20 protein-coding genes are annotated in these 24,486 nt (G+C 62.2%); 7 read left to right on the top strand and 13 right to left on the bottom strand.

The window, feature by feature from the left end:
- Positions 1–6 precede the first annotated feature (6 nt).
- Together hemL and NCT03_RS04195 are read right to left on the bottom strand one after the other, a co-directional pair.
- Positions 7–1,290: a glutamate-1-semialdehyde 2,1-aminomutase gene (gene hemL / locus NCT03_RS04190; RefSeq protein ID WP_250492033.1), complete on the bottom strand. Its 1,284-nt coding sequence runs from the start codon at positions 1,288–1,290 to the stop codon at positions 7–9.
- 119 nt (positions 1,291–1,409) lie between these two features.
- Positions 1,410–1,892 (bottom strand): hypothetical protein, encoded by a 483-nt coding sequence (locus NCT03_RS04195; protein ID WP_244827427.1) that lies wholly within the window; start codon positions 1,890–1,892, stop codon positions 1,410–1,412.
- A 129-nt stretch (positions 1,893–2,021) separates the two neighbouring features.
- Between NCT03_RS04195 and NCT03_RS04200 the strand changes: the two genes are divergently transcribed.
- Positions 2,022–3,233, top strand: a complete 1,212-nt coding sequence (locus NCT03_RS04200) for a Bcr/CflA family multidrug efflux MFS transporter (RefSeq protein ID WP_250463959.1) — start codon at positions 2,022–2,024, stop codon at positions 3,231–3,233.
- A gap of 77 nt (positions 3,234–3,310) precedes the next feature.
- Here NCT03_RS04200 and NCT03_RS04205 read toward each other — a convergent pair whose 3' ends face one another.
- The 5 genes from NCT03_RS04205 to NCT03_RS04225 all read right to left on the bottom strand — a co-directional run bounded on the left by NCT03_RS04205 (position 3,311) and on the right by NCT03_RS04225 (position 9,920).
- Positions 3,311–5,422 (bottom strand): prolyl oligopeptidase family serine peptidase, encoded by a 2,112-nt coding sequence (locus NCT03_RS04205; protein WP_250492034.1) that lies wholly within the window; start codon positions 5,420–5,422, stop codon positions 3,311–3,313.
- Positions 5,423–5,561: 139 nt separating this feature from the next.
- Positions 5,562–6,680, bottom strand: a complete 1,119-nt coding sequence (locus NCT03_RS04210) for an ABC transporter ATP-binding protein (protein WP_244827430.1) — start codon at positions 6,678–6,680, stop codon at positions 5,562–5,564.
- Between the two features lie 50 nt (positions 6,681–6,730).
- Positions 6,731–7,588 carry a carbohydrate ABC transporter permease gene (locus NCT03_RS04215; protein ID WP_244827431.1) on the bottom strand — a complete coding sequence of 286 codons (858 nt, stop codon included), beginning with the start codon at positions 7,586–7,588 and terminating at the stop codon, positions 6,731–6,733.
- Complete coding sequence (locus NCT03_RS04220) at positions 7,578–8,519, bottom strand: carbohydrate ABC transporter permease (protein WP_370652092.1); 942 nt, start codon at positions 8,517–8,519, stop codon at positions 7,578–7,580. The genes NCT03_RS04215 and NCT03_RS04220 overlap by 11 nt, the downstream gene beginning before the upstream one ends.
- Positions 8,520–8,666: 147 nt before the next feature.
- Positions 8,667–9,920 carry an ABC transporter substrate-binding protein gene (locus NCT03_RS04225; RefSeq protein WP_244827432.1) on the bottom strand — a complete coding sequence of 418 codons (1,254 nt, stop codon included), beginning with the start codon at positions 9,918–9,920 and terminating at the stop codon, positions 8,667–8,669.
- A 479-nt stretch (positions 9,921–10,399) separates the two neighbouring features.
- Between NCT03_RS04225 and zwf the strand changes: the two genes are divergently transcribed.
- The 3 genes from zwf to NCT03_RS04240 all read left to right on the top strand — a co-directional run bounded on the left by zwf (position 10,400) and on the right by NCT03_RS04240 (position 14,568).
- Positions 10,400–11,860 carry a glucose-6-phosphate dehydrogenase gene (gene zwf, locus NCT03_RS04230; RefSeq protein ID WP_244827433.1) on the top strand — a complete coding sequence of 487 codons (1,461 nt, stop codon included), beginning with the start codon at positions 10,400–10,402 and terminating at the stop codon, positions 11,858–11,860.
- Positions 11,861–11,972: 112 nt separating this feature from the next.
- Positions 11,973–12,665: a 6-phosphogluconolactonase gene (gene pgl / locus NCT03_RS04235; protein WP_250463966.1), complete on the top strand. Its 693-nt coding sequence runs from the start codon at positions 11,973–11,975 to the stop codon at positions 12,663–12,665.
- Complete coding sequence (locus tag NCT03_RS04240; RefSeq protein WP_250492035.1) at positions 12,646–14,568, top strand: bifunctional transcriptional regulator/glucokinase; 1,923 nt, start codon at positions 12,646–12,648, stop codon at positions 14,566–14,568. The genes pgl and NCT03_RS04240 overlap by 20 nt, the downstream gene beginning before the upstream one ends.
- 269 nt (positions 14,569–14,837) lie before the next feature.
- Here NCT03_RS04240 and NCT03_RS04245 read toward each other — a convergent pair whose 3' ends face one another.
- The 5 genes from NCT03_RS04245 to NCT03_RS04265 form a co-directional block, all read right to left on the bottom strand.
- Complete coding sequence (locus tag NCT03_RS04245; protein WP_244827991.1) at positions 14,838–15,953, bottom strand: porin; 1,116 nt, start codon at positions 15,951–15,953, stop codon at positions 14,838–14,840.
- Between the two features lie 291 nt (positions 15,954–16,244).
- On the bottom strand, positions 16,245–17,414 hold the full coding sequence (locus NCT03_RS04250) for a porin (RefSeq protein WP_244827992.1): 1,170 nt from the start codon (positions 17,412–17,414) through the stop codon (positions 16,245–16,247).
- A 536-nt stretch (positions 17,415–17,950) separates the two neighbouring features.
- Entirely contained in the window at positions 17,951–18,730 is a 780-nt protein-coding gene (locus NCT03_RS04255; RefSeq protein WP_284503036.1) for an ABC transporter ATP-binding protein, read from the bottom strand.
- 29 nt (positions 18,731–18,759) lie between these two features.
- The gene (locus tag NCT03_RS04260) at positions 18,760–19,473 is read right to left on the bottom strand and encodes an ABC transporter permease (protein ID WP_244827436.1); all 714 of its coding nucleotides are present in this window, start codon (positions 19,471–19,473) and stop codon (positions 18,760–18,762) included.
- Between the two features lie 35 nt (positions 19,474–19,508).
- Entirely contained in the window at positions 19,509–20,195 is a 687-nt protein-coding gene (locus tag NCT03_RS04265; protein ID WP_244827437.1) for an ABC transporter permease, read from the bottom strand.
- A 354-nt stretch (positions 20,196–20,549) separates the two neighbouring features.
- On the opposite strand from NCT03_RS04265, the gene NCT03_RS04270 reads away from it, so the two are divergent.
- Entirely contained in the window at positions 20,550–21,248 is a 699-nt protein-coding gene (locus tag NCT03_RS04270) for a pirin family protein (protein ID WP_250463968.1), read from the top strand.
- Positions 21,249–21,494: 246 nt separating this feature from the next.
- On the opposite strand, the gene NCT03_RS04275 is transcribed toward NCT03_RS04270, so the two are convergent.
- Positions 21,495–22,106: a Spy/CpxP family protein refolding chaperone gene (locus tag NCT03_RS04275; RefSeq protein WP_250492036.1), complete on the bottom strand. Its 612-nt coding sequence runs from the start codon at positions 22,104–22,106 to the stop codon at positions 21,495–21,497.
- A gap of 249 nt (positions 22,107–22,355) precedes the next feature.
- Here NCT03_RS04275 and NCT03_RS04280 point away from each other — a divergent pair, with 249 nt between their 5' ends.
- Positions 22,356–23,078 (top strand): response regulator, encoded by a 723-nt coding sequence (locus tag NCT03_RS04280; RefSeq protein ID WP_244827440.1) that lies wholly within the window; start codon positions 22,356–22,358, stop codon positions 23,076–23,078.
- Complete coding sequence (locus tag NCT03_RS04285; RefSeq protein ID WP_250492037.1) at positions 23,062–24,405, top strand: ATP-binding protein; 1,344 nt, start codon at positions 23,062–23,064, stop codon at positions 24,403–24,405. The genes NCT03_RS04280 and NCT03_RS04285 overlap by 17 nt, the downstream gene beginning before the upstream one ends.
- Positions 24,406–24,486: the final 81 nt, after the last annotated feature.

Raw genomic sequence — 24,486 nt, forward strand, 5'->3', positions numbered from 1 at the left:
CGAGGTTTAAGCGGCGAGCGACGCGAATGCGCCGCGCGCCGCTTCGAGGGTTGCGTCGATCACGGCGTCGTCGTGCGCGCTGGAGACGAAACCGGCTTCGAATGCCGATGGCGCGAAATACACGCCGGCATCGAGCATGGCGTGAAAGAACGCGTTGAAGCGCCGCGTGTCGCCCTGCGTGACTTCGGCAAAGCTCACCGGCACCTGCTCGGCGAAGTAAAGGCCGAACATGCCGCCGATGGAGTCGGCCGAGAAGGGCACCTTGGCATCGCGCGCGGCGGCGCTCAGGCCATCGACTAGCTTGCGCGTCTGCTTCGCGAGGTCGTCGTAGAAGCCGGGGCGCTGGATCAGCTGCAAGGTCTTGAGCCCGGCCGCGACCGCGATGGGATTGCCGGACAGCGTGCCTGCCTGATACACACCGCCGAGCGGCGCGAGATGCGCCATGATGTCCCGGCGCCCGCCGAAGGCCGCAGCCGGCATGCCGCCGCCGATCACCTTGCCGAGGCAGGTCAGGTCGGGCTTGATGCCGTAGACCTGCTGCGCGCCGCCAAGCGCGACGCGAAAGCCGCACATCACTTCGTCGAAAATCAGGACCGAGCCGTACTCGTCGCAACGCGCGCGCAGTGCGTTCAGGAACTCGGGCGTTGCGCGCACGAGATTCATGTTGCCCGCGACCGGCTCCACGATCACCGAGGCGATCTCCGCGCCGAACGCCGCGAAGGCTTCGTTCAGTTGCTCGACATTGTTGTACTCGAGCACGGTGGTGTGCTTCGCGATATCCGCGGGCACGCCCGCCGAAGTCGGATTGCCGAACGTGAGCAGGCCCGAACCCGCCTTCACGAGCAAACTGTCCGCGTGACCGTGATAGCAACCCTCGAACTTGACGATGCGGCTGCGGTCCGTGAAGCCGCGCGCGAGACGCAGCGCGCTCATGGTCGCTTCGGTGCCGCTCGACACCATGCGCACCTGTTCGATCGACGGCACGAGCTTGCAGATTTCCTCGGCGATCTCGATTTCCGCCTCCGTCGGCGCGCCGAAGGAGAAACCGTGAGCGAGCACGCGCTGCACGGCGTCGAGCACTTCGGGATGCACGTGGCCGAGAATCATCGGGCCCCACGAGCCGATGTAGTCGATATAGCGCTTGCCCTCGGCGTCCCAAAAGTACGGGCCTTCCGCGCGCTCGATGAAGCGCGGCGTGCCGCCGACCGAGCGGAACGCGCGCACCGGCGAATTCACGCCGCCGGGAATGGTTTGCTGAGCGCGTTCGAAGAGGGCTTGATTCTTGGACATGGATGAGGCCTGCACGGTTGTGGATGCGAAATACGCAACGGACTCGACGCTCCGCTCAAAGCGGCAAAAGCGCGGCGCACGGTTGATGCCGACGCGCGGTCCGGTGCGAAAAACATGCTTCAAATTGTACCGGAGTCGTCATATTCGAGCGGGTTCGGCCGCCCGCGTCGCCCGGTGCGCGCAGTCCACAGCTTTTCGAGCGCGCCTTCCGCCATCGGCTTGATGATCGTGCCGGAACTCTGCGCGTCCCACGTCTGCACGGAAAGCGGATGCGCGCGCAGTTCGTCGCGCGTGACGACGACTTGCTCGTTCGCGTCGACGAGCCAGTCGTACACGAAATCGATGCACAGCCGGTATCCGCGCTTTGAGTGCGCATCCGGCACTTCGTAGGGCGCGCGCGTCACATAGCCCGATGCGAACACGCCCTTCGGCTGCTGCGTCACGCGATGCACGAACACGCGGTCACCCGGCAAGAGGCCGCGCGCGGTGCCGCAGCCCCAGACGTCGGCGACGGCTTCGCCTGCGGCCACGCGTCGCGCACAGTCGGGCAGTTCGGGCCACGGCCATTTCTTCGGGCTCCAGATCAGGAGAAACGCGGTCATGGGTTTGACGAGAATAAGTGGATGGCTTAAAGCCGGAGCTTAGCGGATCGACGCGTACAATGGCCTCGCCCGGCGCCGATGCAGCACGCGCGCGGCATCCGCTCTGCACCTTCGTCTTTTCCGAGTCCAATGCCTGACACCACTGCCCGCCGGCCCGATGGCCGGCTGATTCTGTTGCTCGGCGCGCTCGCCGCCTGCGGTCCCTTGTCGATCGACATGTATCTGCCGAGTCTGCCGTCGCTCGCCGCCGCGTTCGGCACGACGCCTGCCGCCGCGCAAAGCACGCTCACGAGTTTCATGTTCGGCTTCTCGTTCGGCATGTTGCTCTATGGCCCGCTTTCCGACGCCTATGGCCGCCGGCCGGTGCTGCTCGGCGGCATTGCGCTGTACGCGCTTGCGAGCGTCGCGTGCGCGGTGGCGTGGTCCATCGACGCCCTCGTTTTCGTGCGCTTCCTGCAGGCGCTCGGTGCGGGCGCGGCTTCCGTGCTCGCGCGCGCCATCGCCCGCGATGCCCACGCGCCCGCCGATGCCGCCCGCGTCCTGTCGATGCTGTCCATCGTTACGTCCATTGGTCCGCTGCTCGCGCCGTTGATCGGCGGGCAATTGCTGCTGTTGGGCGGTTGGCGCGTGGTCTTTGCCGCGCTCACGCTCTTCGGCGTGGCGTGCTCCATCACCGCTTTTCTGCGCGTACCCGAAACCTGGCCGAAGGAAAAGCGCGCGGGCTCCGCGCTCGGCGCTTCGTTCGCGGCTTACGGGCACTTGTTGCGCGACCCCGTCACCTGGGGCCACATGATGTGCGGCGGCATGGCGTTCGCGTCGATGTTCGCGTACATCACGGCGACGCCCTTCGTCTACATCGACTATTTCCATGTGAAGCCGCAGTATTACGGGCTGCTGTTCGGGCTGAATATCGTCGGCATCATTGGCGGGAACGTGTTGAATACGAAGCTCGTCGGCCGCCTCGGCGCGATGAAGATGATCTCCGGCGCGGCCTTCGTCAGCGTGATCGCGGCGCTTGCCGTCGCGCTCGTTTCGCTGACGGGTTGGGGCGGGCTGTGGTCGATCGTCGTGTGTCTGTTCTTCGTGGTCGGCGTGGTTGGCCTGCTCGCGGCGAACTGCACGACGGAACTGATGCACCGCTATCCGCGCAATGCGGGCGCGGCCGCCGCTGTCTTCGGTGCGATGCAGCTTGCGCTCGGCGCGCTATCGAGTCTTGCGGTCGGGTTGTTCCACGATGTATCGCCGCATGGCATGGGCATCGTGATCGGGGTCTGCGGCGTGCTGACTTTTCTCGGGCGTACGTTGGTGCTTCGTTCGCATGCTGCGCCGGTCAAGGTTTGAGGCGCGTTGCGCGATTAAAAAACCTCGCCGCCTGGCGAGGTTTTCGGACTTCGTTCGCGCGACGACGGTTCGACTTGTCACCCGAGCGGCCCAAGCTTCATCGCCAGGAACGTAAATGCCGCCGCTTCCGCCTGCGCCACGGCTTCCGGCTCCACGCCCGCGCCGTGTCCGCCTTCGCCGGTTTCCTGATACCAGACGTTTTCGTGCCCTTGCGCCTGCATCTTCGCGGCCATCTTGCGCGCGTGACCGGGATGCACGCGGTCGTCCGCCGTCGATGACGTGAACAACGACGCCGGATAATCGACATCCGCCTTCACGTTCTGATACGGCGAATACGCCAGCAGATGACGCAGGTCGTCGGCATCGTCGGGGTCGCCGTATTCGTCGATCCACGATGCGCCTTGCAGCAGCAAATGAAAACGCGCCATGTCGAGCAGCGGCACTTCCGACAGCACCGCGCCGAAAAGCTCGGGCCGCTGCACCATGCACGCGCCGGTGAGCAAACCGCCGTTACTGCCGCCGCGAATGCCGAGCTGCCTGGCCGTGGTCACGCCGCTCGCGACCAGCGCTTTAGCCACCGCGATGAAGTCGTCGAACGAGACTTGCCGTTTTTCGCGCAGCGCCGCCTGATGCCATTGCGGCCCGAACTCGCCGCCGCCGCGAATGTTCGCGATGGCCAACAGCCCGCCGCGCGCGAGCCACGCAATGCCAGTGGTCGAATCGTAATGCGGATCGAGCGCGACTTCGAAGCCGCCATAGCCGTAGAGCAGGCAAGGCCGCGCATCGGTCGACACATCCGCGCCACGGCCGATCAGCCAGTACGGAATGCGCTCGCCATCTTTCGCGATCGCGTGATGACGCACCGCCGACATGCCGCTCGCGTCGAACTGCGCGGGCAAACGTGCGAGCAGTTGCCAGGGCAAGTCGCTCGCAAGATCCGCGAAGTAGAGCGACGGCGGCATCAGAAAATGCTCGACGTGAATGAGCACCGTGTCGTCCCGTTCGCTGTCGATGGAATCGACGTAAGACTGGCTCGCTTCGGGCAGCGCGAAATCGCGCGCGTTCCACGCCGTCTTGTAATCGGCGGGCGGCGCGAGGAGCGTGACGCGCGGCGTGCCGTCGTCCATTTGGCTTGCGATCAGCCAATGCTTCGTGAAGTCGATGCCCGCGAGCACGCGCCTGTCCGATGGCTTGAACAGCACCGTGAAATCGCGCGCGCCTTCGAGAAACGCGTCACGGCGGATGACGAGCAAGGTCCCGCCTTCGTGACGCACGCCGCCCGTCTTCCACGCTTCGCGCGGCGTGACGAACAGCCAGCCGTTCCAGTGCTCGACTTCGACGTGCGTCGGCAGATCGTATTGACGCCACGCGTTGGCGGTTTCATCGAGCCAGAAGTGCAGCGTGTCGTAGAACGTGACCGCGCGCGAGGCGAGATGCAGCTTTTCGAGCGGATCGTAATCCGCGCCCGCCGAGACATCGCGACGCTGACCCTCGAACACCACGGGTGCTTCCGCGAGCGGCGTGCCGCGCTTCCAGCGACGCGCCTGGCGCGGAAAACCCGATGTCGTCAACGCGGGTTTCTTGTTGTGCTTGCTGTCGTCCCAGCCGACGTAGCACGTATCGCGATCGATCCACGAAATGTCGTGCTTGCCGACATCCGGCAGCACGAAGCCATTTTCGATAAAGCTGCGTGCTTCGATATCGAACTCGCGGACCATGCACGCGTCCGAGCCGCCGGGCGACAAGCTGACGAGCGCGCGGTCGTAAGTCGGGTAGAGCATGTCGAAGTCGGCGAGCGCCCAGCGCGTGTCGTCGGTTTCGTCGGTATTGAGATCGAGCGCATCGACGTCGAGGATGATCTGCCACTCGGGCGTGCCCGCGAGCCACGCGCTCCACGGCGTGCGCCGCACGATGCCAAGCGGATGCGCTTCGTCCTGCCACGTGTTGTAGCCCCACTCGCCATAGCGCGAGCATGTGACGATGCGGTCCTTCGAGGTGTACGACTTTTCGAGCTGCGAGGCGAGGGCGCGCGCCTCGGGCGTGTTGCCGAATGCGGCTTCGGTGCGGCGGTTCTGGGCATCGACCCAGATTTGCACCTTGGGATCGTCGAGCGATTCGAGACCGATGAACGGATCGGATTGCTGACCCGAAGGCCAGGCGAGAGCGGGTTGCGACGAAAGCAGACTCATGTACGGTGCAGAGAGGTTTTCATATGCCGATTGTGCCTGCTTCTGGCATCGCCCATGGAAATCGGGCTGAAAAATCAGCAAAAACAAAAAAGCCGCGCATGTCGCGCGGCTCTCCACGAACGAAGACGAAGCCTGAAACTTAGGCCAGCCGGTCTTCCGTCTGCGGGTCGAACAACACAGCCTTCGACACATCGAACAGCAAAGTCATGTTCGAAGCCGGTTGCGGGTTCGACGCCGGGTGCACGCGCGCCACGATACGCTTGCCGTTCACTTGCGCGAAGAGCAGCGTGTCCGGACCGGTCGGCTCGATCACATCCACCAGCACGTCGATGGGCTGCATGCGCGCGTCGTCCGCGTTGTGGGCGTTACGCGCGTCGGTGATACGCTCCGGGCGCAGCCCAAGAATCACGTCCTGGCCAACCTTGCCGCGCAGACGGCTCGCTTCGAACGGCAGGTTCAGCACCTTCTTCGTCACGCCCGTGTCGATCTGCAGGCCGACGCCCGAACCCGCTTCCACCAATTTCCCGGTGATGAAGTTCATCGGAGGAGCGCCGATGAAGCCCGCGACGAACAGGTTCGAGGGCGAGTCGTAGATTTCCTGCGGCGCGCCGAACTGCTGCACGATGCCGTCCTTCATCACCGCGATACGGTCGCCGAGCGTCATCGCTTCGATCTGATCGTGCGTGACGTAGACGATGGTCGTGCCCAGACGCTGATGCAGCAGCTTGATTTCCGAGCGCATCTCGATACGCAGCTTCGCGTCGAGGTTGGACAGCGGCTCGTCGAACAGGAACATGACGGGATCGCGTGCGAGCGCACGGCCCATTGCCACGCGCTGACGCTGACCGCCCGACAACTGACCGGGCTTGCGGTCGAGCAGATGACCGATCTGCAGCGTCTCCGACACGCGGTCGACGATCTTCTTCTGCTCGTCCTTCGGCACCTTGCGGATATTGAGGCCGAACGAGATGTTCTCGCGCACGCTCATGGAAGGGTAGAGCGCGTAGGACTGGAACACCATCGCGATGTCGCGGTCCTTCGGCGAGAGATTGTTGACCGTCTTGCCGTCGATCATGATGTCGCCGCGCGTCACGGTTTCGAGACCCGCGATCATGTTGAGCAAGGTCGATTTGCCGCAACCCGAGCCGCCGACGAGAATCAGGAACTGTCCGTCCTCGATGTCGATGTTGACGCCCTTGAGAACCGGCACCCCGTTCGGGTAGGTCTTGTACACGTCACGGATGGAAAGGCTTGCCATGTGAATCCTCTATGTTTGTCTTGGCCGGAAAGGGATCGCGAAAATGGCGATCAACCCTTCACCGCGCCGGCTGTCAGGCCGCGCACGAAATAGCGTCCCGCGATCATGTAGACGAGAATCGTCGGCAATGCCGCGATGATCGCGCCCGCCATGTCGACGTTGTATTCCTTCACGCCCGTGGATGTGTTCACGAGGTTGTTGAGCGCCACCGTGATCGGCATCGAATCGACGCCCGAAAACACGATGCCGAACAGGAAGTCGTTCCAGATCTGCGTGAATTGCCAGATCAGGCACACCATGAAAATGGGCAACGACACCGGCAGCAGGATCTTCGTGAAGATGGTGAAGAAACCCGCGCCGTCGATGCGCGCCGCCTTCACCAGTTCAGCCGGAATGCTGACGTAGAAGTTGCGGAAGAACATGGTCGTGAACGCAATGCCGTAGATCACGTGCACGAGCACGAGGCCCGAGGTCGTGTTCGAGAGGCCGAGCATGCCTTGCAGCCGCGCCATCGGCAGAAGAATGGCCTGGAACGGGATGAAGCAGCCCACGAGCAGCATGGTGAAGAACGCATCCGCGCCACGGAAACGCCAGTGCGTGAGCACGTAGCCGTTGAACGCGCCGATGATCGACGAGAGCAGCACGGCCGGAATCACCATGCGCACCGAGTTCATGAAGAACGGCTGCATGCCGTCGCAACGCACGCCGGTACAAGCTTCCTGCCACGCCTTGACCCACGGCGCGAAGGTGAAGTGCGTGGGCGGCGTGAGCAGGTTGCCGGTACGAAGCTGATCGAGGTCCTTGAAGGACGTCGAGAGCATGACGTAGATCGGAAACAGGAAGTAAAGCGCAAACAGAATCAGCACCGCATAAATGACGGTGCGGCTGATCGTCATCTTAGGCTGCATTGCGGGTGCTCCTCGATTCCAGATACATGAGCGGCACGAGCACGGCGACGACGGTGGCGAGCATCATCATCGACGAAGCGGCGCCTACGCCGAGTTGGCCGCGATTGAACGAGAACGTGTACATGAAGATGGCGGGCAGCGACGACGACGTGCCAGGACCACCCGCCGTCAACGCGACGACCAGGTCGAACGTCTTGATGGTGATGTGGCAGAGAATCAGCAGCACGGAGAAGAACACCGGGCGCATGCTTGGAATCACGATCTTGCGGTAGATGGTCGGCAAGCCCGCGCCGTCCATCTGCGCGGCCTTGAAGATTTCGCTGTCCACGCCGCGCAGGCCGGCGAGGAAAAGCGCCATCACGAAGCCGCTCGACTGCCACACCGCCGCGATCACGACGCAAAAGATCGCCTTGTCCGGATTGCCGAGCCAGTCGAACGAAAAGCTCGTCCAGCCCCAGTCGTGCAGCACTTTCTCGATGCCGAGGCTCGGGTTCAGAATCCACTGCCACGCCGTGCCCGTCACGATGAACGAGAGCGCCATCGGATAGAGAAAGATCGCGCGCAGCGCGCCTTCGTTGCGGATTCTCTGGTCGAGCAGGATGGCCAGAAAGAGACCGAGTCCGACGCAGATTGCGATGAACGGAATGCCGAACCAGCCGAGATTGGCGGCGGACGTCCACCAGACGTCGTTGTCGAAGAGTTGCCGGTATCGGTCGAGGCCGGAGAACTCGTAGCGCGGCATGAGCCGCGAATTCGTGAGCGACAGATAGCCCGTGATGAGGATGAACCCGTACACGAAAATCAGCGCGATCAAGATGCTGGGAGCAAGCACCAGCTTCGGAATCCATCGATCGGCAAGCGCCGCCGTCGCGGACGCGCGGCGAGGCTGATGCGGACGTTTTTCCGCGGTACCGCTTAGGGAGGCAGTCACAACTCGACTCCTGGTAATGCGCCGGCGTTTGGATACGCTTGTTTGTGCGCGTGAGCCAATGGCTTTGCTTCGTATGGCGTTTGAGCGCGTTCGAATGCTTGAAGCGGCCCGCGCGCAGGTGCGCCACGGGCCGCCGTTACGGCTTGCTTACTTCGTCTTCGCTGCGTTCGAAAGCGCTTGCACCGCGCTCTTCGAGTCTTGCGACGAGTTCATGAACTTCGTGACGACGTCGGTGATGGCGCCGGCGGTGGCATCGCCCTGAGCCATGCCGTGAGCCAGCGACGGCACGTAGCCGCCACCCTTGATCGCCGCTTGTTCATCCGAGTACGACTTCTTCGCGCAGTCGTCGAATTTGTCCATGTTCACGCCGAGACGAACCGGAATGGAACCCTTGTTCAGGCTGAACTGTTCCTGGAACTCCGGCGTCATGATGGTCTTCGCGAGCGCGAGCTGGCCCGGCGTCGCGGCCTTCTGGCCCTTCTGCTGGAAGAACACGAACGAGTCGACGTTGAAGGTGTAGGCCTTCTCCGTGCCCGGCACCGCGGCGCAGATGTAGTCCGTACCCGACTTCTTGTTGGCGCCGGCAAATTCGCCCTTCGCCCAGTCGCCCATGAACTGCATGCCCGCCTTGCCGTTGATGACCATGGCCGTGGCGAGGTTCCAGTCGCGGCCGGTGCGGCCGTTATCGAAGTAACCCTGAATCTTGCGCACGGTGTCGAACACCTGAACCATCTTGTCCGAGGTCAGCGTCTTCTGATCCAGATCGACGATGGCCTTCTTGTAGAAGTCCGAGCCTTGCGACAGCACGACGTCTTCCCACAAGGTCAGGTCTTGCCACGGCTGACCGCCCATGGCGATCGGCATGATGCCCGCGGCCTTCATCTTGTCGGCGACCTGGAAGAACTCGGCCCAGGTGGTCGGCACCTTGCCGCCCGCCTTGTCCAGCGCAGCCTTGTTGATGTAGAGCCAGTTCACGCGATGCACCGAGAAGGGCGCGGCGACATAGTGGCCGTCTGCGTGGATGATCTTGTCGATTTCAGGCGGCAGGTTCTTCTTCCAGTCGCCGGCGATGGAATCGATCGGCACGAGCACGCCTTGCTCCGACCATTCCTGGATCAACGGACCCTTGATCTGTGCTGCCGACGGCGCGTTGCCCGAGATCACCTGGGTCTTGAGCGCGGTCATCGCGGCAGCGCCCGCGCCGCCTGCGACGGCGAAGTCCTTCCAGGTGTAACCCTGCTTCGTCATGTCGTCCTTGAGCACGCCGACTGCCTTGGATTCGCCGCCCGACGTCCACCAGTGCAGCACGGAAACCGCTTCGGCAGCTTGAACCGCCGACGCCGTCGCGCCGCACAGAAGACCTGCGGCGCACAGCGCGCCCATGAGCTTACGGACTTTCATTGTTTATCTCCTCCAGACACCTAACAAGAAACGATTGGCTCCTGATGTCGCCAGGAAGCGCGGTTGGAAAAACGGGCAAAACGTGGATGACCGGGGAATCGGCGGTGTCGCAGAAGAACGCGCGTGCAGCGGTGAGCGAGGACGCGCGAAAGCCGGCGGTACCGATTGACGGCCGCACGGCTCTCAAGAGACGAGTGGGTTGAATCGCAACGACAGTCTCCTCTTTTGATTTTTGCTGACAGACAAAACGCGCTTGGGCCATTGAAAGCAGCGATGCGCGGAGTCCGTTAACATGCGCTCAGAGACGCCCTAGGGAAAACACTCATCTTCTGATTGACAAGCCATTTTTTTCCCGGATGACATTTCCTCTTGATTTGAATTGTAGTTAAACTACAATTCAGTGTCAAAAAAAATTTTATCGGACTACGGGCGCCTTCGTGCGCTTCCTCACCGACATCAGTGAACCGGCCTGGAGACTCATGCAAAGCGACTCGAATTTCACTTTCGTTCTCTTCGGCGGGACCGGCGACTTGTCGATGCGCAAGATTCTCCCCGCGCTCTTCGAGGCGCATCGCGCGAACATGCTTGCGCCCGCCGGCAGAATCGTCGCGGTGGCGCGCGGCGCGCAGGAACCGGGCGAATATCTCGCCTGGGTCGAAGAGCACGTGAAGCCGCATGTATCGAAGAACGGTTTGGACGAGGCCGCGTGGCGCAGTTTTCTCGAGCGCATTCAATACGTGCAGCTCGACCTCGGGCGCGCGGAAGACTTCGTCGTATTGCGCGATGTCATGGCCCAGTACGAAGGCACGCGCGTGTTTTATCTGGCCACCGGACCGTCGCTGTTCGTGCCGATCTGCCGCGCGCTCGCGGACGTCGGCCTGAACCAGAACGCGCGCATCGTGCTCGAAAAGCCGCTTGGCTACGACCTCGAGTCGTCGAACGCAATCAACGACGCCGTCGGCGAAATCTTCCAGGAAGAGCAGATCTACCGGATCGACCATTACCTCGGCAAGGAACCGGTGCAGAATCTGCTCGCGCTGCGCTTCGGCAATGCGCTCTTCGAGCCGCTGTGGCGGCGCGAATGGGTCGAAAGCATTCAGATCACCATTGCGGAAGAACTGGGCGTGGAGGCGCGCGGCGACTTCTACGACAACACCGGCGCGCTGCGCGACATGGTGCAGAACCACTTGCTGCAACTGCTTTCCATCGTGACGATGGAACCGCCGCACTCGATGGATTCCGACTCCGTGCGCGACGAAAAGCTGCGTGTGCTGCGCGCACTCAAGCCCGTGGATGAACGCGACATCAGCCGCGTCGCGGTGCGCGGTCAGTATCACGCGGGCGTGATACGCGGTGCTGCCGTGCCGGCGTATGCAACGGAAAAGGGTGTGCGCCCGGACAGCACGACGGAGACCTTCGTCGCGCTGAAAGTTGAAATTGAGAACTGGCGCTGGGCAGGCGTGCCGTTCTTCCTGCGCACGGGCAAGCGGCTCGCGGACCGCGTCGCGGAGATCGTCGTCAACTTTCGCGCGGTGCCGCATTCGGCGCTCGGCACGAACGCCTTACGCGCGGGCGCGAACCGTCTCGTCATCCGCTTGCAACCGAACGAAACCATCAGACTATATTGCCTTGCCAAGCAGCCCGGCGAAGGCATGAATCTCGCGAGCGTTCACCTCGACCTCGCCTTCGATCAGTTCTTCAAGGAAGGGCAGATGGAGGCGTATCAGCGTCTTTTGCTCGATGTGATCCATGGTCGCCTCGCGCTCTTCGTGCGGCGCGACGAGCAGGAAGCGGCCTGGCGCTGGGTCGAACCGATCCTGAACGCGTGGGCCCAGCCGATGAGCAAGCCAAAGCCTTACGCGGCTGGCACGTGGGGACCGGCGGCATCGAGCGCGATGCTGGCGCAACATGGCACGTGCTGGCTCGAAGAAGAGAATTGATGGCGTCGCGCGGTCGCCTGGCGGCAGCGCGAAACAACATAAGCAAGCTATAAGCAACCGCTCGGGGCATCGAAAAAGAGCGGGTCGACAAACCAGACAAGCAGGAGGAGCAGTGATCGAGCTTCGCACTTTCGACGATCCGCGCGCCCATTCGGACGCGCTGGCGAACGCCGTCAGCGACGCGCTGAAGGCAACGCTCGCGGCAACCGCGGCCACGCAAACCCCTCACGCAACGCTCGCCGTATCCGGCGGTTCGAGCCCGCGCCCGTTTCTCGCGGCGCTTTCGCACGAGCCGCTCGACTGGGCGCATATCGACGTGACGCTCGTCGACGACCGCTGGGTGCCCGACACCGATCCCGACAGCAATTCGCGCTTCGCGCACGAAACGGTGCTGCAGAACGCGGCGGCGGCGGCGTATTTTCTGCCGCTCGTGGATGTCTCGAAGCCGCTCGAAGCGCATGTCGCCGAACTCAACGCCGACCCGCGCCGCCATCTGCCCGATGTCGTCGTGCTCGGCATGGGTGAGGACGGCCACACGGCATCCATCTTCGCCGACGCGCCCGAATGGGACTTCGCCATTTCGACGCAGGACCGCTTCGTCGCGGTGCATCCGGGCAAGGCGCCGCACGCGCGCGTGAGCCTGTCGATGTCCGCGCTCAAGCAGGTGAAGCAGTTGTATCTCTTCATCTCCGGCCAGAAAAAACTCGACGTCTTGAACGCGGCGCTTGCCGCGCCGCAAAAGAACGCCATCTCGACCCTGGCCAACGCAGAAGGAGTGAAGCTCGATGTCTACTGGTGTGCATAGCAAGGCCGCGCCCGCCGCGAACCAGCACGCCGACGGACCGAGATTGCTCGCCGACATCGGTGGCACCAACGCGCGCTTCGCGCTGGAGACGGGCCCCGGCGAGATCGGGCAGATTCGCGTGTATCCGGGCGCGGATTACCCGGGCATCGCGGAAGTGATGCAGCAGTATCTGAAGGACACGAAGGTCGCACGCGTGAATCACGCGGCGATTGCGATCGCCAATCCGGTCGACGGCGATCACGTGAAGATGACCAATCACGACTGGAGCTTTTCGATCGAAGCGACGCGCCGCGCGCTCGGTTTCGATACCTTGCTCCTCGTGAACGACTTCACCGCGCTGGCCATGGCGCTGCCCGGTCTCACCGATGCGCAGCGCGAACAGGTCGGCGGCGGTTCGCGCCGGCAAAACAGCGTGATCGGTCTGCTCGGGCCGGGCACCGGCTTGGGCGTGTCGGGCCTCATTCCCGCCGATGACCGCTGGATCGCGCTCGGCAGCGAAGGCGGTCACGCCACGTTTTCTCCGTTCGACGAGAACGAAGACCTCGTCATGCGCTATGCGCGCCGCAAGTTTGCGCATGTCTCGTTCGAGCGCGTGTCGGCGGGGCCGGGGCTGGAGCTGATTTACCGCGCGTTCGCGGAGCGCGATGAGATAGATGTCGCCGAGGATTTCACGAGCGCCGAAGTCACCAATCGCGCGCATGCCGGCGAAGCGCTTGCGCTCGAAGCGGTCAACTGCTTCTGCAGCATTCTCGGCACGTTCTCGGGCAATATCGCGGTGACGTTGGGCGCGCTCGGCGGCATCTATATTGGCGGCGGCGTGGTGCTCAAACTCGGCGAACTCTTTCACAAGTCGCCGTTTCGCGCGCGCTTCGAGTCGAAAGGACGTTTCTCGCAGTATCTGTCGAGCATTCCGACTTACATCATCACGGCGGAATATCCGGCGTTTCTCGGCGTCTCGGCTATTTTGTCCGAGCAGTTGTCGAACCGTGCGAATAGCGGTTCGTCGGCAGTGTTCGAGCGCATTCGCCAGATGCGCGACGCGCTCACGCCGGCCGAGCGGCGCGTGGCGGATCTCGCGCTGAACCATCCGCGTTCGATCATCAGCGATCCGATCATCGATATCGCGCGCAAGGCGGACGTGAGCCAGCCCACGGTGATTCGTTTTTGCCGCTCGCTCGGCTGCCAGGGGCTGTCGGATTTCAAGCTCAAGCTTGCGACCGGGCTGACTGGCACCATTCCGATGAGCCACAGCCAGGTGCATCTCGGCGACACCGCCACCGATTTCGGCGCGAAGGTGCTCGACAACACCGTGTCGGCCATTTTGCAGCTGCGCGAGCATCTGAACTTCGAGAACGTGGAGCGCGCAATCGAGATTCTGAACGGCGCGCGGCGTATCGAGTTCTACGGGCTCGGCAATTCGAATATCGTCGCGCAGGACGCGCACTACAAGTTTTTCCGTTTCGGCATCCCGACTATCGCTTATGGCGATCTGTACATGCAGGCGGCGTCGGCTGCATTGCTCGGCAAGGGCGATGTGATCGTGGCGGTGTCGAAATCGGGCCGCGCGCCCGAACTGCTGCGCGTGCTGGAAGTGGCGATGCAGCAAGGCGCGACGGTCATTGCGATCACGTCGAGCAACACGCCGCTCGCCAAGCGCGCGACGGTGGCGCTGGAGACGGATCACATCGAGATACGCGAGTCGCAGCTCTCGATGATCTCACGCATTCTGCACCTCGTGATCATCGATATTCTTGCTGTCGGCGTGGCTATTCGCCGTGCCGCGCCGCAACCGGGCGCGACGCTGAGCGAGACGGTGGCGAAGGCGCGTGAATCGAGTGATGACGATGCGGCGGCCGTGCTGGATTGGTTGAGCCACGGGGCATCGGGCGCGGCGCGGGAGTAGGGTGCGTCTTGTTCGATTGAAAAAAGGCGCCGAAGAATGAACTGCACCCCAAAAGTTGGACATCGATCCAGCCTTTGGGGTGTTTTTCATGGAGGCGCTTTTTCGTATGCGGCTTTGTCGGCTTGACGCTGCGAACTCGGTTTTCAAAAGCATCGCGAGGCTAGCCGAAGCGCTGGCAACGCGGTCTCATATACAAGACGAAGCAAGGCTAGCTCGCCTCTTCAGGACGATGCGATGCTTTTTTACGGCACCGCATCTCAGCTTTTCACTCAGAACGAGTGCTGAATCCCCGCATACACGCCAGTTTGACTGCGCCCGGGCAGCGGGTTGTCCGTTCCAGGCGACGACCCGAAGTCGTTGGCATTCAAGCCGTAGTTCGCTGTCTTACTGTTGCGCACGGTGGCCACTTGCAGATCGAGCAACGTGCGTTTGGACAAGCTATACGAGCCGCCCAGCGAATACATGGTCGCATTGCCCGCACCGTTGTTGCCGTTCACGTGATACACCGCCGCGATCAACGCCGCGGCTGGCGTGGCTTGCCACGTCACACCGCCCCATTCGTGATCGAGCGTGGTCGGCTGACCGGGCAACTGGCCCGTCATGCCCGACGAACGGATTGCCTGATACGCGCCCTGAATCTTGAACTGGCCGAGGAACACGTTGACCATCGCCGTGTACTCGCGCGAGTAGGAGTAGACGCCGTTGCTGTCCGCGTAACTTCCGCCAAGCGTGCCGTTAGCCGGATTGCGGATTTCATCGTACAGACCGCGAATCTGGAAGAGCGGGGCCGTATAGGTGATCGCGGCACCGGCCTCACGTCCCTGCTTCGTCGAACCGTTGCCGTTCCAGCTAGTGGCGTTCGACAGCGCGTACTGGCCGTAAAAGTCGAACCCCGCGATCTTCGGCGACTGATACGAAACGTTGTTGCTCGATTGCGGCCAGTTGCGACTGCGCACCAACGATGCCGACGACCAGTTCGACTGGCCGAACGGATCGAAGTCCCACACGCTGTTCGAGATGAACAGTTCGCGGCCGAGCAGGAAGGTGCCGTATCGATCGTTCTCGACACCGATCGTCGCCCAGCGATTGAAGATGCCGGCGGTCGAACCCGACCCGTTCATGGTGTTGAAGCTGCCTTCCAGATGGAACACGGCGCGATTGCCGCCGCCGAGATCCTCTGCGCCCTTCATGCCCCACAGGCTCGTGCCCCAGTCGCCGCTTTCGGCCCTGAAGCGATTGGCCGATCCCGTGCCGGCGGCGTTTTGCACGCCGTTCATATATTCGAGGCCCGCGTCCAGACGGCCAAACAGCGTGACACTGCTCTGCGCGAAACTCACGGCGCTAAACGACAACAAGGCGGCAGCCGCGATCAAAGACTTCTTCATCATCCCCCAACACTCCTTTTTGAATTCAAACTACAGAACCGAGCAACCGATCCTCACCTGTTGCATGAAGATCAATCGTCAGATGTTTGAATTTTGAAGGAGAACTACTTTTTTCGAATCCAGCTTTTTGTCGTTTTGTTTGTCAATCTGATACTTAATGTCGCGAAGGCGAGCGCATTCATCGCCCCAATAAAAAACGGTGCGATACCCTTTCGGGCACCGCACCGATACGCGCCTCTCGCAGCAGCGTGAAAACTCGATAAAGCTTTTTTCTTTGTTCAGCCTCGTTGCTTAGAACGAGTGCTGGATGCCTGCATACACGCCAGTCTGGCTGTGTCCCGGCAGCGGATTGTCCGTTGCGGTTCCCGTGCCGTAGTTGTTGGCGTTCAGACCGTAGTTCGCGGCCTTGCTGTTTTGCGCCGTTGCCACCTGGATGTCCAGCAAGGTGCGCTTGGACAGGTTATACGAGCCGCCGATCGTGTAGATGTTCGCGTTGCCGGCGCCGTTGTTGCCGTTCACGTGATACACCGCCGCGATAAGGGCTGCAGCCGGCGTGGCTTGCCACGTCACGCCACCCCATTCGTGGTCGAGCGTGGTCGGCTGGCCGGGCAACTGACCCGTCATGCCGGACGAGCGGATAGCCTGGTAAGCGCCCTGGATCTTGAACTGACCGAGGAACACGTTGAACATCGCCGTGTACTCGCGCGAGTAAGCGTAGACGCCGTTGCCGTTGCTCTGATCCGCGTTTGCCGCGCCGCCGTTGACCGCGTTGTACGCGCCGCCGAGCAGACCGTTGCCCGGGTTGCGGATTTCATCGTACATACCGCGAATCTGGAACAGAGGCGTCGTGTAGGTGATGTAAGCACCACCTTCGCGGCCTTGCGGCGTCGTGCCGTTACCGTTGAAGTTCGTCGCGTTCGACAGCGCGTACTGACCGTAGAAGTCAAAGCCCGCGAACTTCGGCGATTGGTACGAAATGTTGTTGCTCGATTGCGGCCAGTTACGACCACGCACCAGCGATGCCGACGACCAGTTCGACTGGCCGAACGGATCGAAGTCCCACACGCCGTTCGCGATGAACAGTTCGCGGCCCAGCAACAGCGTACCGAACTGGTTGTTGGCGACGCCGACGGTTGCCCAGCGATTGAAGATGCCGTTGTTGCCCGGGCCCTGACCCGTCATGGTGTTGAAGCTGCCTTCCAACTGGAACACGGCGCGATAGCCGCCACCCAGATCTTCGACGCCCTTCATACCCCACAAGCTCGTGCCCCAGTCGCCGCTTTCCGCGCGGAAACGGTGGGTGGAACCGGTGGCCTGGCCTCCGGGACCTGTGCCTGTCGGCACGCCGTTCATATATTCAAGCCCTGCGTCCAGGCGACCATACAGCGTCACGCTGCTTTGAGCCTGAGCCACCGCGCTGAACGTCAGCAGTGCTGCTGCCGCGAGCAAAGCTTTCTTCATCATCTCCTCCAACCCTGTCAATAAATGGAACCCAAGTGCTGCCGTGTGGTTCGATGCGAGCGCATCCAACCGGAAATCGTTTTTGGAGGAAGGACACGCAAGGGCGATGATCCTCGTGGGCGAGTCGCGCCTCGTGTGCGCGATGCCGACGCCGATCCGTCGATGGGCGTCTGCCTCCGTTTTCTTATCTTTTGAAGTAAAACTACTTTTTTTGCGGTTCGTTTTGTTACTTTGAGTAGCAATCTATCAAAATACGTCATGAGCGCCAAAGAAATTTGGCGTTCTGCAAAGGATTGTGTCAAAAACGCAATGCCTATGTGGTAGGTGTACTACCCATAGCTTGGGAAATCGCCCGCAAAGCCTTGTGGCATAAGGCTTCAGTTGCGGAGCGCGTCTGGAGTCGGGTTTCACGCCTATTGACGGACGTGCACGGCAGCGCTAGTGCGAGAAAAGCTTACCGATAAGGCATGACCCGCTTGGCGAGGGCGAAAAAAAAGCGCCTCGCGGGCGCTTTTAGAAAGGGAAGGGGAAAGGACTTACTTGAGACTGCCAGATAGAAACTGTTTGAGCCGCTCGCTCTTCGGGCTGCCGAACACGATATCCGGCTGGCCTTCCTCCTCGATGCGCCCTTGATGCAGAAACACCACGTGATTCGACACATTTCGCGCGAAAGCCATTTCGTGCGTTACGACGACCATCGTGCGGCCTTCCTCGGCAAGCGTCTGCATCACCTTCAACACTTCGCCTACGAGTTCCGGATCGAGCGCCGAAGTGGGTTCGTCGAAGAGCATGACATCGGGATGCATGGCAAGCGCCCGCGCGATTGCCACACGCTGCTGCTGGCCGCCCGACAAATGCGACGGATACTGCTTCTCCACGCGCGGCGCGAGGCCGACCTTCTCCAGATAGGTCCGCGCGCGATCCTCCGCTTCCTTCTTCGTGAGCCCGAGCACGTGCACCGGCGCTTCCATGACGTTCTCGAGCACGTTCATGTGCGACCACAGGTTGAAGTGCTGAAACACCATCGACAGCTTGGAGCGCATTTCGCGCAATTGATTCTGGTCGGCTACCTTCAGCGCGCCGTGCTTGTCCTTCAGCGTGCGCAGCTCGGCGCCATCGACGAAAATGCGCCCTTGGTTAGGCTGTTCAAGGAAGTTGATACAGCGCAGCATCGTGCTTTTGCCGGAACCCGACGAGCCGATGATGCTGATGACATCGCCCGCATTCGCCTTGAGGGAAACGCCTTTGAGCACTTCATTGCTGCCGTACTGCTTGTGGATGTCGTCGACGAAAAGCTTGTGCATCTTGGAATTCATGAACGGGTCCTTGCGGCTCAACAGCCCACTTATTTGCCTTGAGGCCGCAGGTACGCGAGCCAGCGATACTCGGCGCGGCGAAAGAGCCACACGAGCGCGAACGAAATGACGAGATAGAGCAGGGCCGCAATGCCGAACGCCTCGAACGACTGATACGTCGCCGAGTTCACATCGCGGGCAATCTTGAGAATGTCCGGCACGGTCGCCGTGAACGCGACGGTGGTCGCGTGCAGCATGAGGATCACCTCGTTGCTGTAGTACGGCAGCGCGCGGCGCAGCGCCGAAGGCAGAATCACTCGCCGATACAGCGTGAACGACGACATGCCATACGCACGCGCGGCCTCGATCTCACCGTAGGGCGTCGCCTTGATGGCGCCGGCGAAGATTTCCGTGGTGTACGCGCAGGTATTGAGCGTGAAGGCGAGTAGCGTGCAGTTCATGCCGCTCTTGAAGAAGTCGGCGAGCAGCATGTGATCGCGCACGACCTGCAGGCTGTATAAGCCCGTGTAGCAAAGCAGCAACTGCACATAGAGCGGCGTGCCGCGAAACACGTACGTATACAGCCACACCGAACGCGAGAGCAATTTGTTCTTCGAGACGCGCGCAACCGACAGCGGTATCGAAAGACAAAAGCCGAGGCCGATGGAGATGACCAGCAGCCACATCGTGATCGCGAGACCGGTGATGCGGTAGCCGTCTGTGAAGAGGTAGTTCTTCCAGTATTCCTGGATGATTTGGATCATGGATTCCGCCGTTCTTTTTTAACCGACAGGCTCTATCAGAGGTCAGCCTTGCGCACGCCGATGGAATAGCGCCGTTCGAGCCAGATCAGCACGAAATTGGAGATCGTGGTGATGGCCAAGTAGATCGCGCCGGCGAGCAGCGTGAAGAAGAAGAAACGCATCGTGCCCTTGCCGGCGTCCTGCGAGGCCTTGACGACATCCGCGAGACCGATGATCGACACGAGCGCCGTCGCCTTGACCATCACCTGCCAGTTATTGCCGATGCCGGGCAGGGCGAAGCGCATCATCTGCGGAAACATGATGCGCGTGAACGTCTGCCAGGGCGTCATGCCGTAAGCCGCACCCGCTTCGAGCTGGCCGCGCGGCACCGAGAGAAACGCGCCGCGAAACGTCTCCGTGAAATACGCGCCGTAGATGAACCCGAGCACGAGAATGCCGGCCAGGAATGGATCGATATCGATTTGATCCCAGCCGAGGGCATCCGTCAGCAGATTGAGCCAGATCTGGATGCTGTAGAAGAGCAGCAGCATGAGCACGAGATCGGGCACGCCGCGAATCAAGGTCGTGTAGACGGTGCCGACGCCCGAGGCGATTCGATTCTTCGACAGCTTCGCCGCCGCGCCGATCAGCCCGATCACGAAGGCGAACGCGAGCGACAACACCGCCAGCTTGACGGTCTGCCAGGTGCCCGCGAGGATCAGCGGACCGTAGCCTTGCAACATGGTGGTTCCTTGTAAAGGTGCCCGACGTGCCGGAAACTGCGAACGTGACGCGCGCCGCGCGCGGGGTTCGGGCTCCGGGAGATGACGCCTTTGGTGCGCGTATTCTAGGTGGCCAAAATTGGCGGACGCCGAAAGACGCGCCTTCACGGGCTTTCCCGACCGGCTCTGGCCACAGGGCCGCCTGAAAAGCGCGGTATTTTACCCGAAGCCAGAAGATGCGCGGGTGAGAAGCGGAGGCATCCGATTACCCTCATGCGCGAGACGGTGTAGTGCCCGCGTGCCCGTTGTTTGACGGGGTGGACACCCTTACATTCTGTCCATCGCATTTCAACGTATTCAACGGGAGCACACATCATGTTCGAGATTCGCCGCAGCAGCGAACGCGGTCACGCCAACCACGGCTGGCTCGACTCGTACCACAGCTTCTCCTTCGCCGACTACCACGATCCGGAACACGTCCACTTCGGCGCGTTGCGCGTGATCAACGAAGATCGCGTCGCGGGCGGACAGGGTTTCGGGACGCACGGACATCGGGATATGGAGATCGTGAGCTACGTGCTGGAAGGCGCGCTGGCGCACCGCGACAGCATGGGCAACGGTTCGACCATCCGCCCGGGCGACGTGCAACGCATGAGTGCGGGAACGGGTGTGCGGCATAGCGAGTACAACGGTTCGCCCAGCGAGACGGCCCACTTTCTGCAAATCTGGATCATTCCGGATGCACAAGGCAACGCACCGGGCTACGAAGAAAAGCGTTTCGGCGATGAGGAAAAGCGCGGCCGTCTGCGTGTGATCGCCTCGCCGCAAGGCGATGAAGGCTCCGTAAAAATCGGCGCTGATGCGCGCATCTTCGCGGGCCTTTTCGACGGCGCCGAGCGCGCGGACTTCGATGTTCCCGCTGGCCGGCGCGTGTACGTGCACGTGGCGCGCGGCGCGGTTTTGGTGAACGGCGAAGCGCTGAAAGCCGGCGATGCCGCGAAGATCGAGGATGTGTCGAAAGTCACGGTCGAAGGCGGTGAAGGCGCGGAAGTGCTGTTGTTCGATCTGGCTTGAGGTCGAAGAAGGGTGATCGGGCGCTGCAGATGCTTCGCGCGGACGTTAAGTGCCGGAGAGCCGTTGAACAGAATATTTATGCAGCGCAAAACCGCGAAGCGCCTAAAGCGCCTCGCGGTTTTTTTTGACGCGCAACACCGCGTCTCAAGCTAAGAGCAGCATGATGCTGCCAGCTCGCGCGAACGCAGAGCTTGAACATAAGCGCCCGCCGTCCGTATCACGACGGCGGGCATCGCTCCACGAAACTCAGGGCTTCGTCGTACCCGAAGCGCCAGCCGGCGCGCTGGCGCCCGGGCCGCCGTGCTGACCATCGCGCTTGCCCCAGCGTTCGTGCATCTTGTGCTCGTGCTCGCGCATCTTCGCAAAGTGCTTCTTGAGCGCCGTGCTCACAGTGGTCTTCTGCTGATCGTTCAGCGAGTTATAGAAGTTGAGCCATGCGGTCGTGGTGCCTTCGCGCAACTGCTGGTTCTGCTGCTCGATCTTCTGATGCGCCGCGTTCATGGCGTTCAGGTCGAGAATCGGCTGCTGCTCCAGCGACTTCATCTGCTCGTGCATCTGACGGTGGCTCTCGCGCATCGCCTGACGGTTCTGCTTCATGGTGTCCTGCGCGGTCTGCCAGAGCTTTTCCTGATCTGCGTTGAGCTTGAGCTGGCTATGAAGCTGCTCCATCTGCTTCTTCATGCGCTCTTCCATGCGATGACCGCCAGGGCCGCCAGGACCGCCGGGGCCACCCATCATGGCGGGACCGCCGGGCGGCGGCGCGGGAGGCGCGTCGCTGGTGGCGGCATAAGCCGTGGCGCCGAATGTCAGTGCAACTGCAGTGGCGGCGGCAGTAAGAATGCGATATTGCTTGCCCATGTGAGACTCCCTGATTGATTGTCGATGCCGAAACGTCGAAGCCGCTTGCGACGGTATTTCCGAGAAGGTCGTCCAGGCTTTTGCGCTTTTCGGTGAGACACAGCGTAGAGGCTTGCGCCGCGTGGCGTGTTACGGCACGGTCGCTGCTTATTACGCAGGTTTACGCGATGCTTTCGCGGTAACACCCCGTAACCCTTTACGGCATCCTTGCGGGCAAACGGTTACGTCTCACGCGCTAAACTTCAGCCCATGACTACGCAAATACTTGTCGTCGACGACGACGCCGAACTGCGCGACCTTCTGCGCGACTATCTGGTCCGGCAGGGCATCGAGGTTTCGGTGCTGCACGACGCCGGTTCGCTGGAACGCCGGCTGGAGCGCGAGCGCCCCGATCTGATCGTGCTCGACCTGATGATGCCGGGCGTCGACGGCCTGACCGCGCTCAGAAAGCTGCGCGCATCGGGCGACGACATCCCCGTCATCATGCTGACCGCGCGCGCGGACGACGTGGACCGCATCGTCGGTCTCGAACTCGGCGCGGACGATTACCTCGGCAAGCCGTTCAATCCGCGCGAATTGCTTGCCCGCGTGCAAGCCGTGCTGCGCCGCCGCCGCACCATTCCATCGGCTGCGCCGGAACAGCGCGAGCCGTATTCGTTCGGGCGCTTCAGGCTCGACTTCCAGTCGCGCACGCTGCAACAGGACGACAGGCCGATCACCTTGTCCGGCAGCGAATTTGCGCTTCTGAAGATTTTCGTCAACAACCCTATGCGCACGCTGACGCGCGAGCGTCTGCTCGAACTGCTGCACGGGCCGGAATACGACGGCACCGACCGTGGTATCGACGTGCAGGTGTGGCGTCTGCGGCGCATTCTGGAAAGCGATCCATCCGCGCCGCGTTTCATTCAGACGGTGCGCGGGCGCGGCTACGTGTTCGTGCCGGACGGCGAGCAAAATGCGCCGGGCAATTGACACGCTGTTCGGGCGGCTGGTCGTCATCGTCATCGGCATGCTGGTGCTGTCGCATGTCGCTTGGTTCGCCATCATCCGCTTCGAGCGCGACAACGTGCAGACGCGTTTTGCCGTCGAGGAAACCGCATTTCTCGTCGATGCCGTGCGTCAGCACATGGCCAACACACCCGATCAACCCTTGCCGCCGCGCGTGCGCATCTTTCCGCTCAACAGCCCGGAAGTGCCCCGAACGCCCGACGAAGACACGCCGCCGCCGCTCGCTCATTTCATCGAAGACCTGAAAGACCGTCTGCCGGATGGCACCGATGTTCGCCTGAACGAACCCGGCGCGCCGCCCAGCGTGTGGGTGCATGGCGCGAAGGACGCCGGCTGGATCGTCGTGCCGGTGCAGCCGTTGCGGCCGCCGCGCTCCCGCGACCGCATGCTGCTGTGGCTCGCGCTCATTTTCTCGACTGCCGTGCTCGCCGCGCTCTTCGGCGCATGGCAGTTGCAATATCCGTTGCGCTCGCTGGCGCAAGCGGTCGGGCGTTTCGGTCGCGGTCAGCCGACGCCGCCCGTTCCCGAACGCGGCCCGCGTGAGTTGCGGCAACTGACGCACGGCTTCAATCAGATGGTGCGTGAAGTCTCGCAAACCGAGAACGATCGCGCGGTGATGCTCGCAGGCGTCGCACACGATCTGAAGACACCGCTCGCGCGTTTGCGTCTACGCGCCGAGATGATGGACGACGCCAAGGTGCGTGATGGCGTAGTGCGCGATGTCGATTCCATGGCGCATATCGTCGATCAATTTCTGGTATTCGCGCACGACCGGCCAGATGGCAGCGAGCCCGTTTCGGTCGATCAGCAGTGCGAGAAAATCGCGCGGACGTATCGCGCGGTGTCGCCGACCGCGGAACCGGTTCGGCTCGACCTGGAAGCCGGGCCGAATTTCGTGCTGCCCGCGGCAACGCTCGACCGGCTCTTGTCGAATCTCCTCGATAACGCGCATGCCTACGGCGCGGCGCCCATCGCCATTGCGACGCGGCGCGCGGCAAAGGGTTGGGTGTTGACCGTCTCGGACCACGGCAAGGGTATCGCGCCGGACGATCTCATCAAGGCGAGCCGGCCGTTCGTGCGGCTCGATCCGGCGCGCGGCGGCAGCGGACATAGCGGCCTTGGACTGGCTATCGTCGAACGGCTCGCACGGCGCGCGGGCGGGGAATGCGAGGTCGGCAATCAGCCTGCGGGCGGGTTGCAGGTGGTCATGACCTTCCCGTTCGATGTCGCCACGCAGCCGATGAGCGAAAGGCGCGTGGGAGCGCAGCATGAGGAGCGTGCTTCTCTTTGAACCGCGCGCGTCGGCTTTCGTCGCGCTGAAAGCAAAACGCCTCCGCATCGGAACGGAGGCGTTTTGTTTTGCGCCAAAGTG

The sequence above is a fragment of the Caballeronia sp. GAWG1-1 genome, assembly GCF_023631465.1.
Taxonomy (GTDB): Bacteria; Pseudomonadota; Gammaproteobacteria; order Burkholderiales; family Burkholderiaceae; genus Caballeronia.

What these genes read in the sequence shown, in the direction of transcription:
- hemL (WP_250492033.1), bottom strand. Translation starts at nt 1,290, where the DNA reads ATGTCCAAGAATCAAGCCCTCTTCGAACGCGCTCAGCAAACCATTCCC.
- NCT03_RS04195 (WP_244827427.1), bottom strand. Translation starts at nt 1,892, where the DNA reads ATGACCGCGTTTCTCCTGATCTGGAGCCCGAAGAAATGGCCGTGGCCC.
- NCT03_RS04200 (WP_250463959.1), top strand. Translation starts at nt 2,022, where the DNA reads ATGCCTGACACCACTGCCCGCCGGCCCGATGGCCGGCTGATTCTGTTG.
- NCT03_RS04205 (WP_250492034.1), bottom strand. Translation starts at nt 5,422, where the DNA reads ATGAGTCTGCTTTCGTCGCAACCCGCTCTCGCCTGGCCTTCGGGTCAG.
- NCT03_RS04210 (WP_244827430.1), bottom strand. Translation starts at nt 6,680, where the DNA reads ATGGCAAGCCTTTCCATCCGTGACGTGTACAAGACCTACCCGAACGGG.
- NCT03_RS04215 (WP_244827431.1), bottom strand. Translation starts at nt 7,588, where the DNA reads ATGCAGCCTAAGATGACGATCAGCCGCACCGTCATTTATGCGGTGCTG.
- NCT03_RS04225 (WP_244827432.1), bottom strand. Translation starts at nt 9,920, where the DNA reads ATGAAAGTCCGTAAGCTCATGGGCGCGCTGTGCGCCGCAGGTCTTCTG.
- zwf (WP_244827433.1), top strand. Translation starts at nt 10,400, where the DNA reads ATGCAAAGCGACTCGAATTTCACTTTCGTTCTCTTCGGCGGGACCGGC.
- NCT03_RS04240 (WP_250492035.1), top strand. Translation starts at nt 12,646, where the DNA reads ATGTCTACTGGTGTGCATAGCAAGGCCGCGCCCGCCGCGAACCAGCAC.
- NCT03_RS04245 (WP_244827991.1), bottom strand. Translation starts at nt 15,953, where the DNA reads ATGAAGAAGTCTTTGATCGCGGCTGCCGCCTTGTTGTCGTTTAGCGCC.
- NCT03_RS04250 (WP_244827992.1), bottom strand. Translation starts at nt 17,414, where the DNA reads ATGAAGAAAGCTTTGCTCGCGGCAGCAGCACTGCTGACGTTCAGCGCG.
- NCT03_RS04255 (WP_284503036.1), bottom strand. Translation starts at nt 18,730, where the DNA reads ATGAATTCCAAGATGCACAAGCTTTTCGTCGACGACATCCACAAGCAG.
- NCT03_RS04260 (WP_244827436.1), bottom strand. Translation starts at nt 19,473, where the DNA reads ATGATCCAAATCATCCAGGAATACTGGAAGAACTACCTCTTCACAGAC.
- NCT03_RS04265 (WP_244827437.1), bottom strand. Translation starts at nt 20,195, where the DNA reads ATGTTGCAAGGCTACGGTCCGCTGATCCTCGCGGGCACCTGGCAGACC.
- NCT03_RS04270 (WP_250463968.1), top strand. Translation starts at nt 20,550, where the DNA reads ATGTTCGAGATTCGCCGCAGCAGCGAACGCGGTCACGCCAACCACGGC.
- NCT03_RS04275 (WP_250492036.1), bottom strand. Translation starts at nt 22,106, where the DNA reads ATGGGCAAGCAATATCGCATTCTTACTGCCGCCGCCACTGCAGTTGCA.
- NCT03_RS04280 (WP_244827440.1), top strand. Translation starts at nt 22,356, where the DNA reads ATGACTACGCAAATACTTGTCGTCGACGACGACGCCGAACTGCGCGAC.
- NCT03_RS04285 (WP_250492037.1), top strand. Translation starts at nt 23,062, where the DNA reads ATGCGCCGGGCAATTGACACGCTGTTCGGGCGGCTGGTCGTCATCGTC.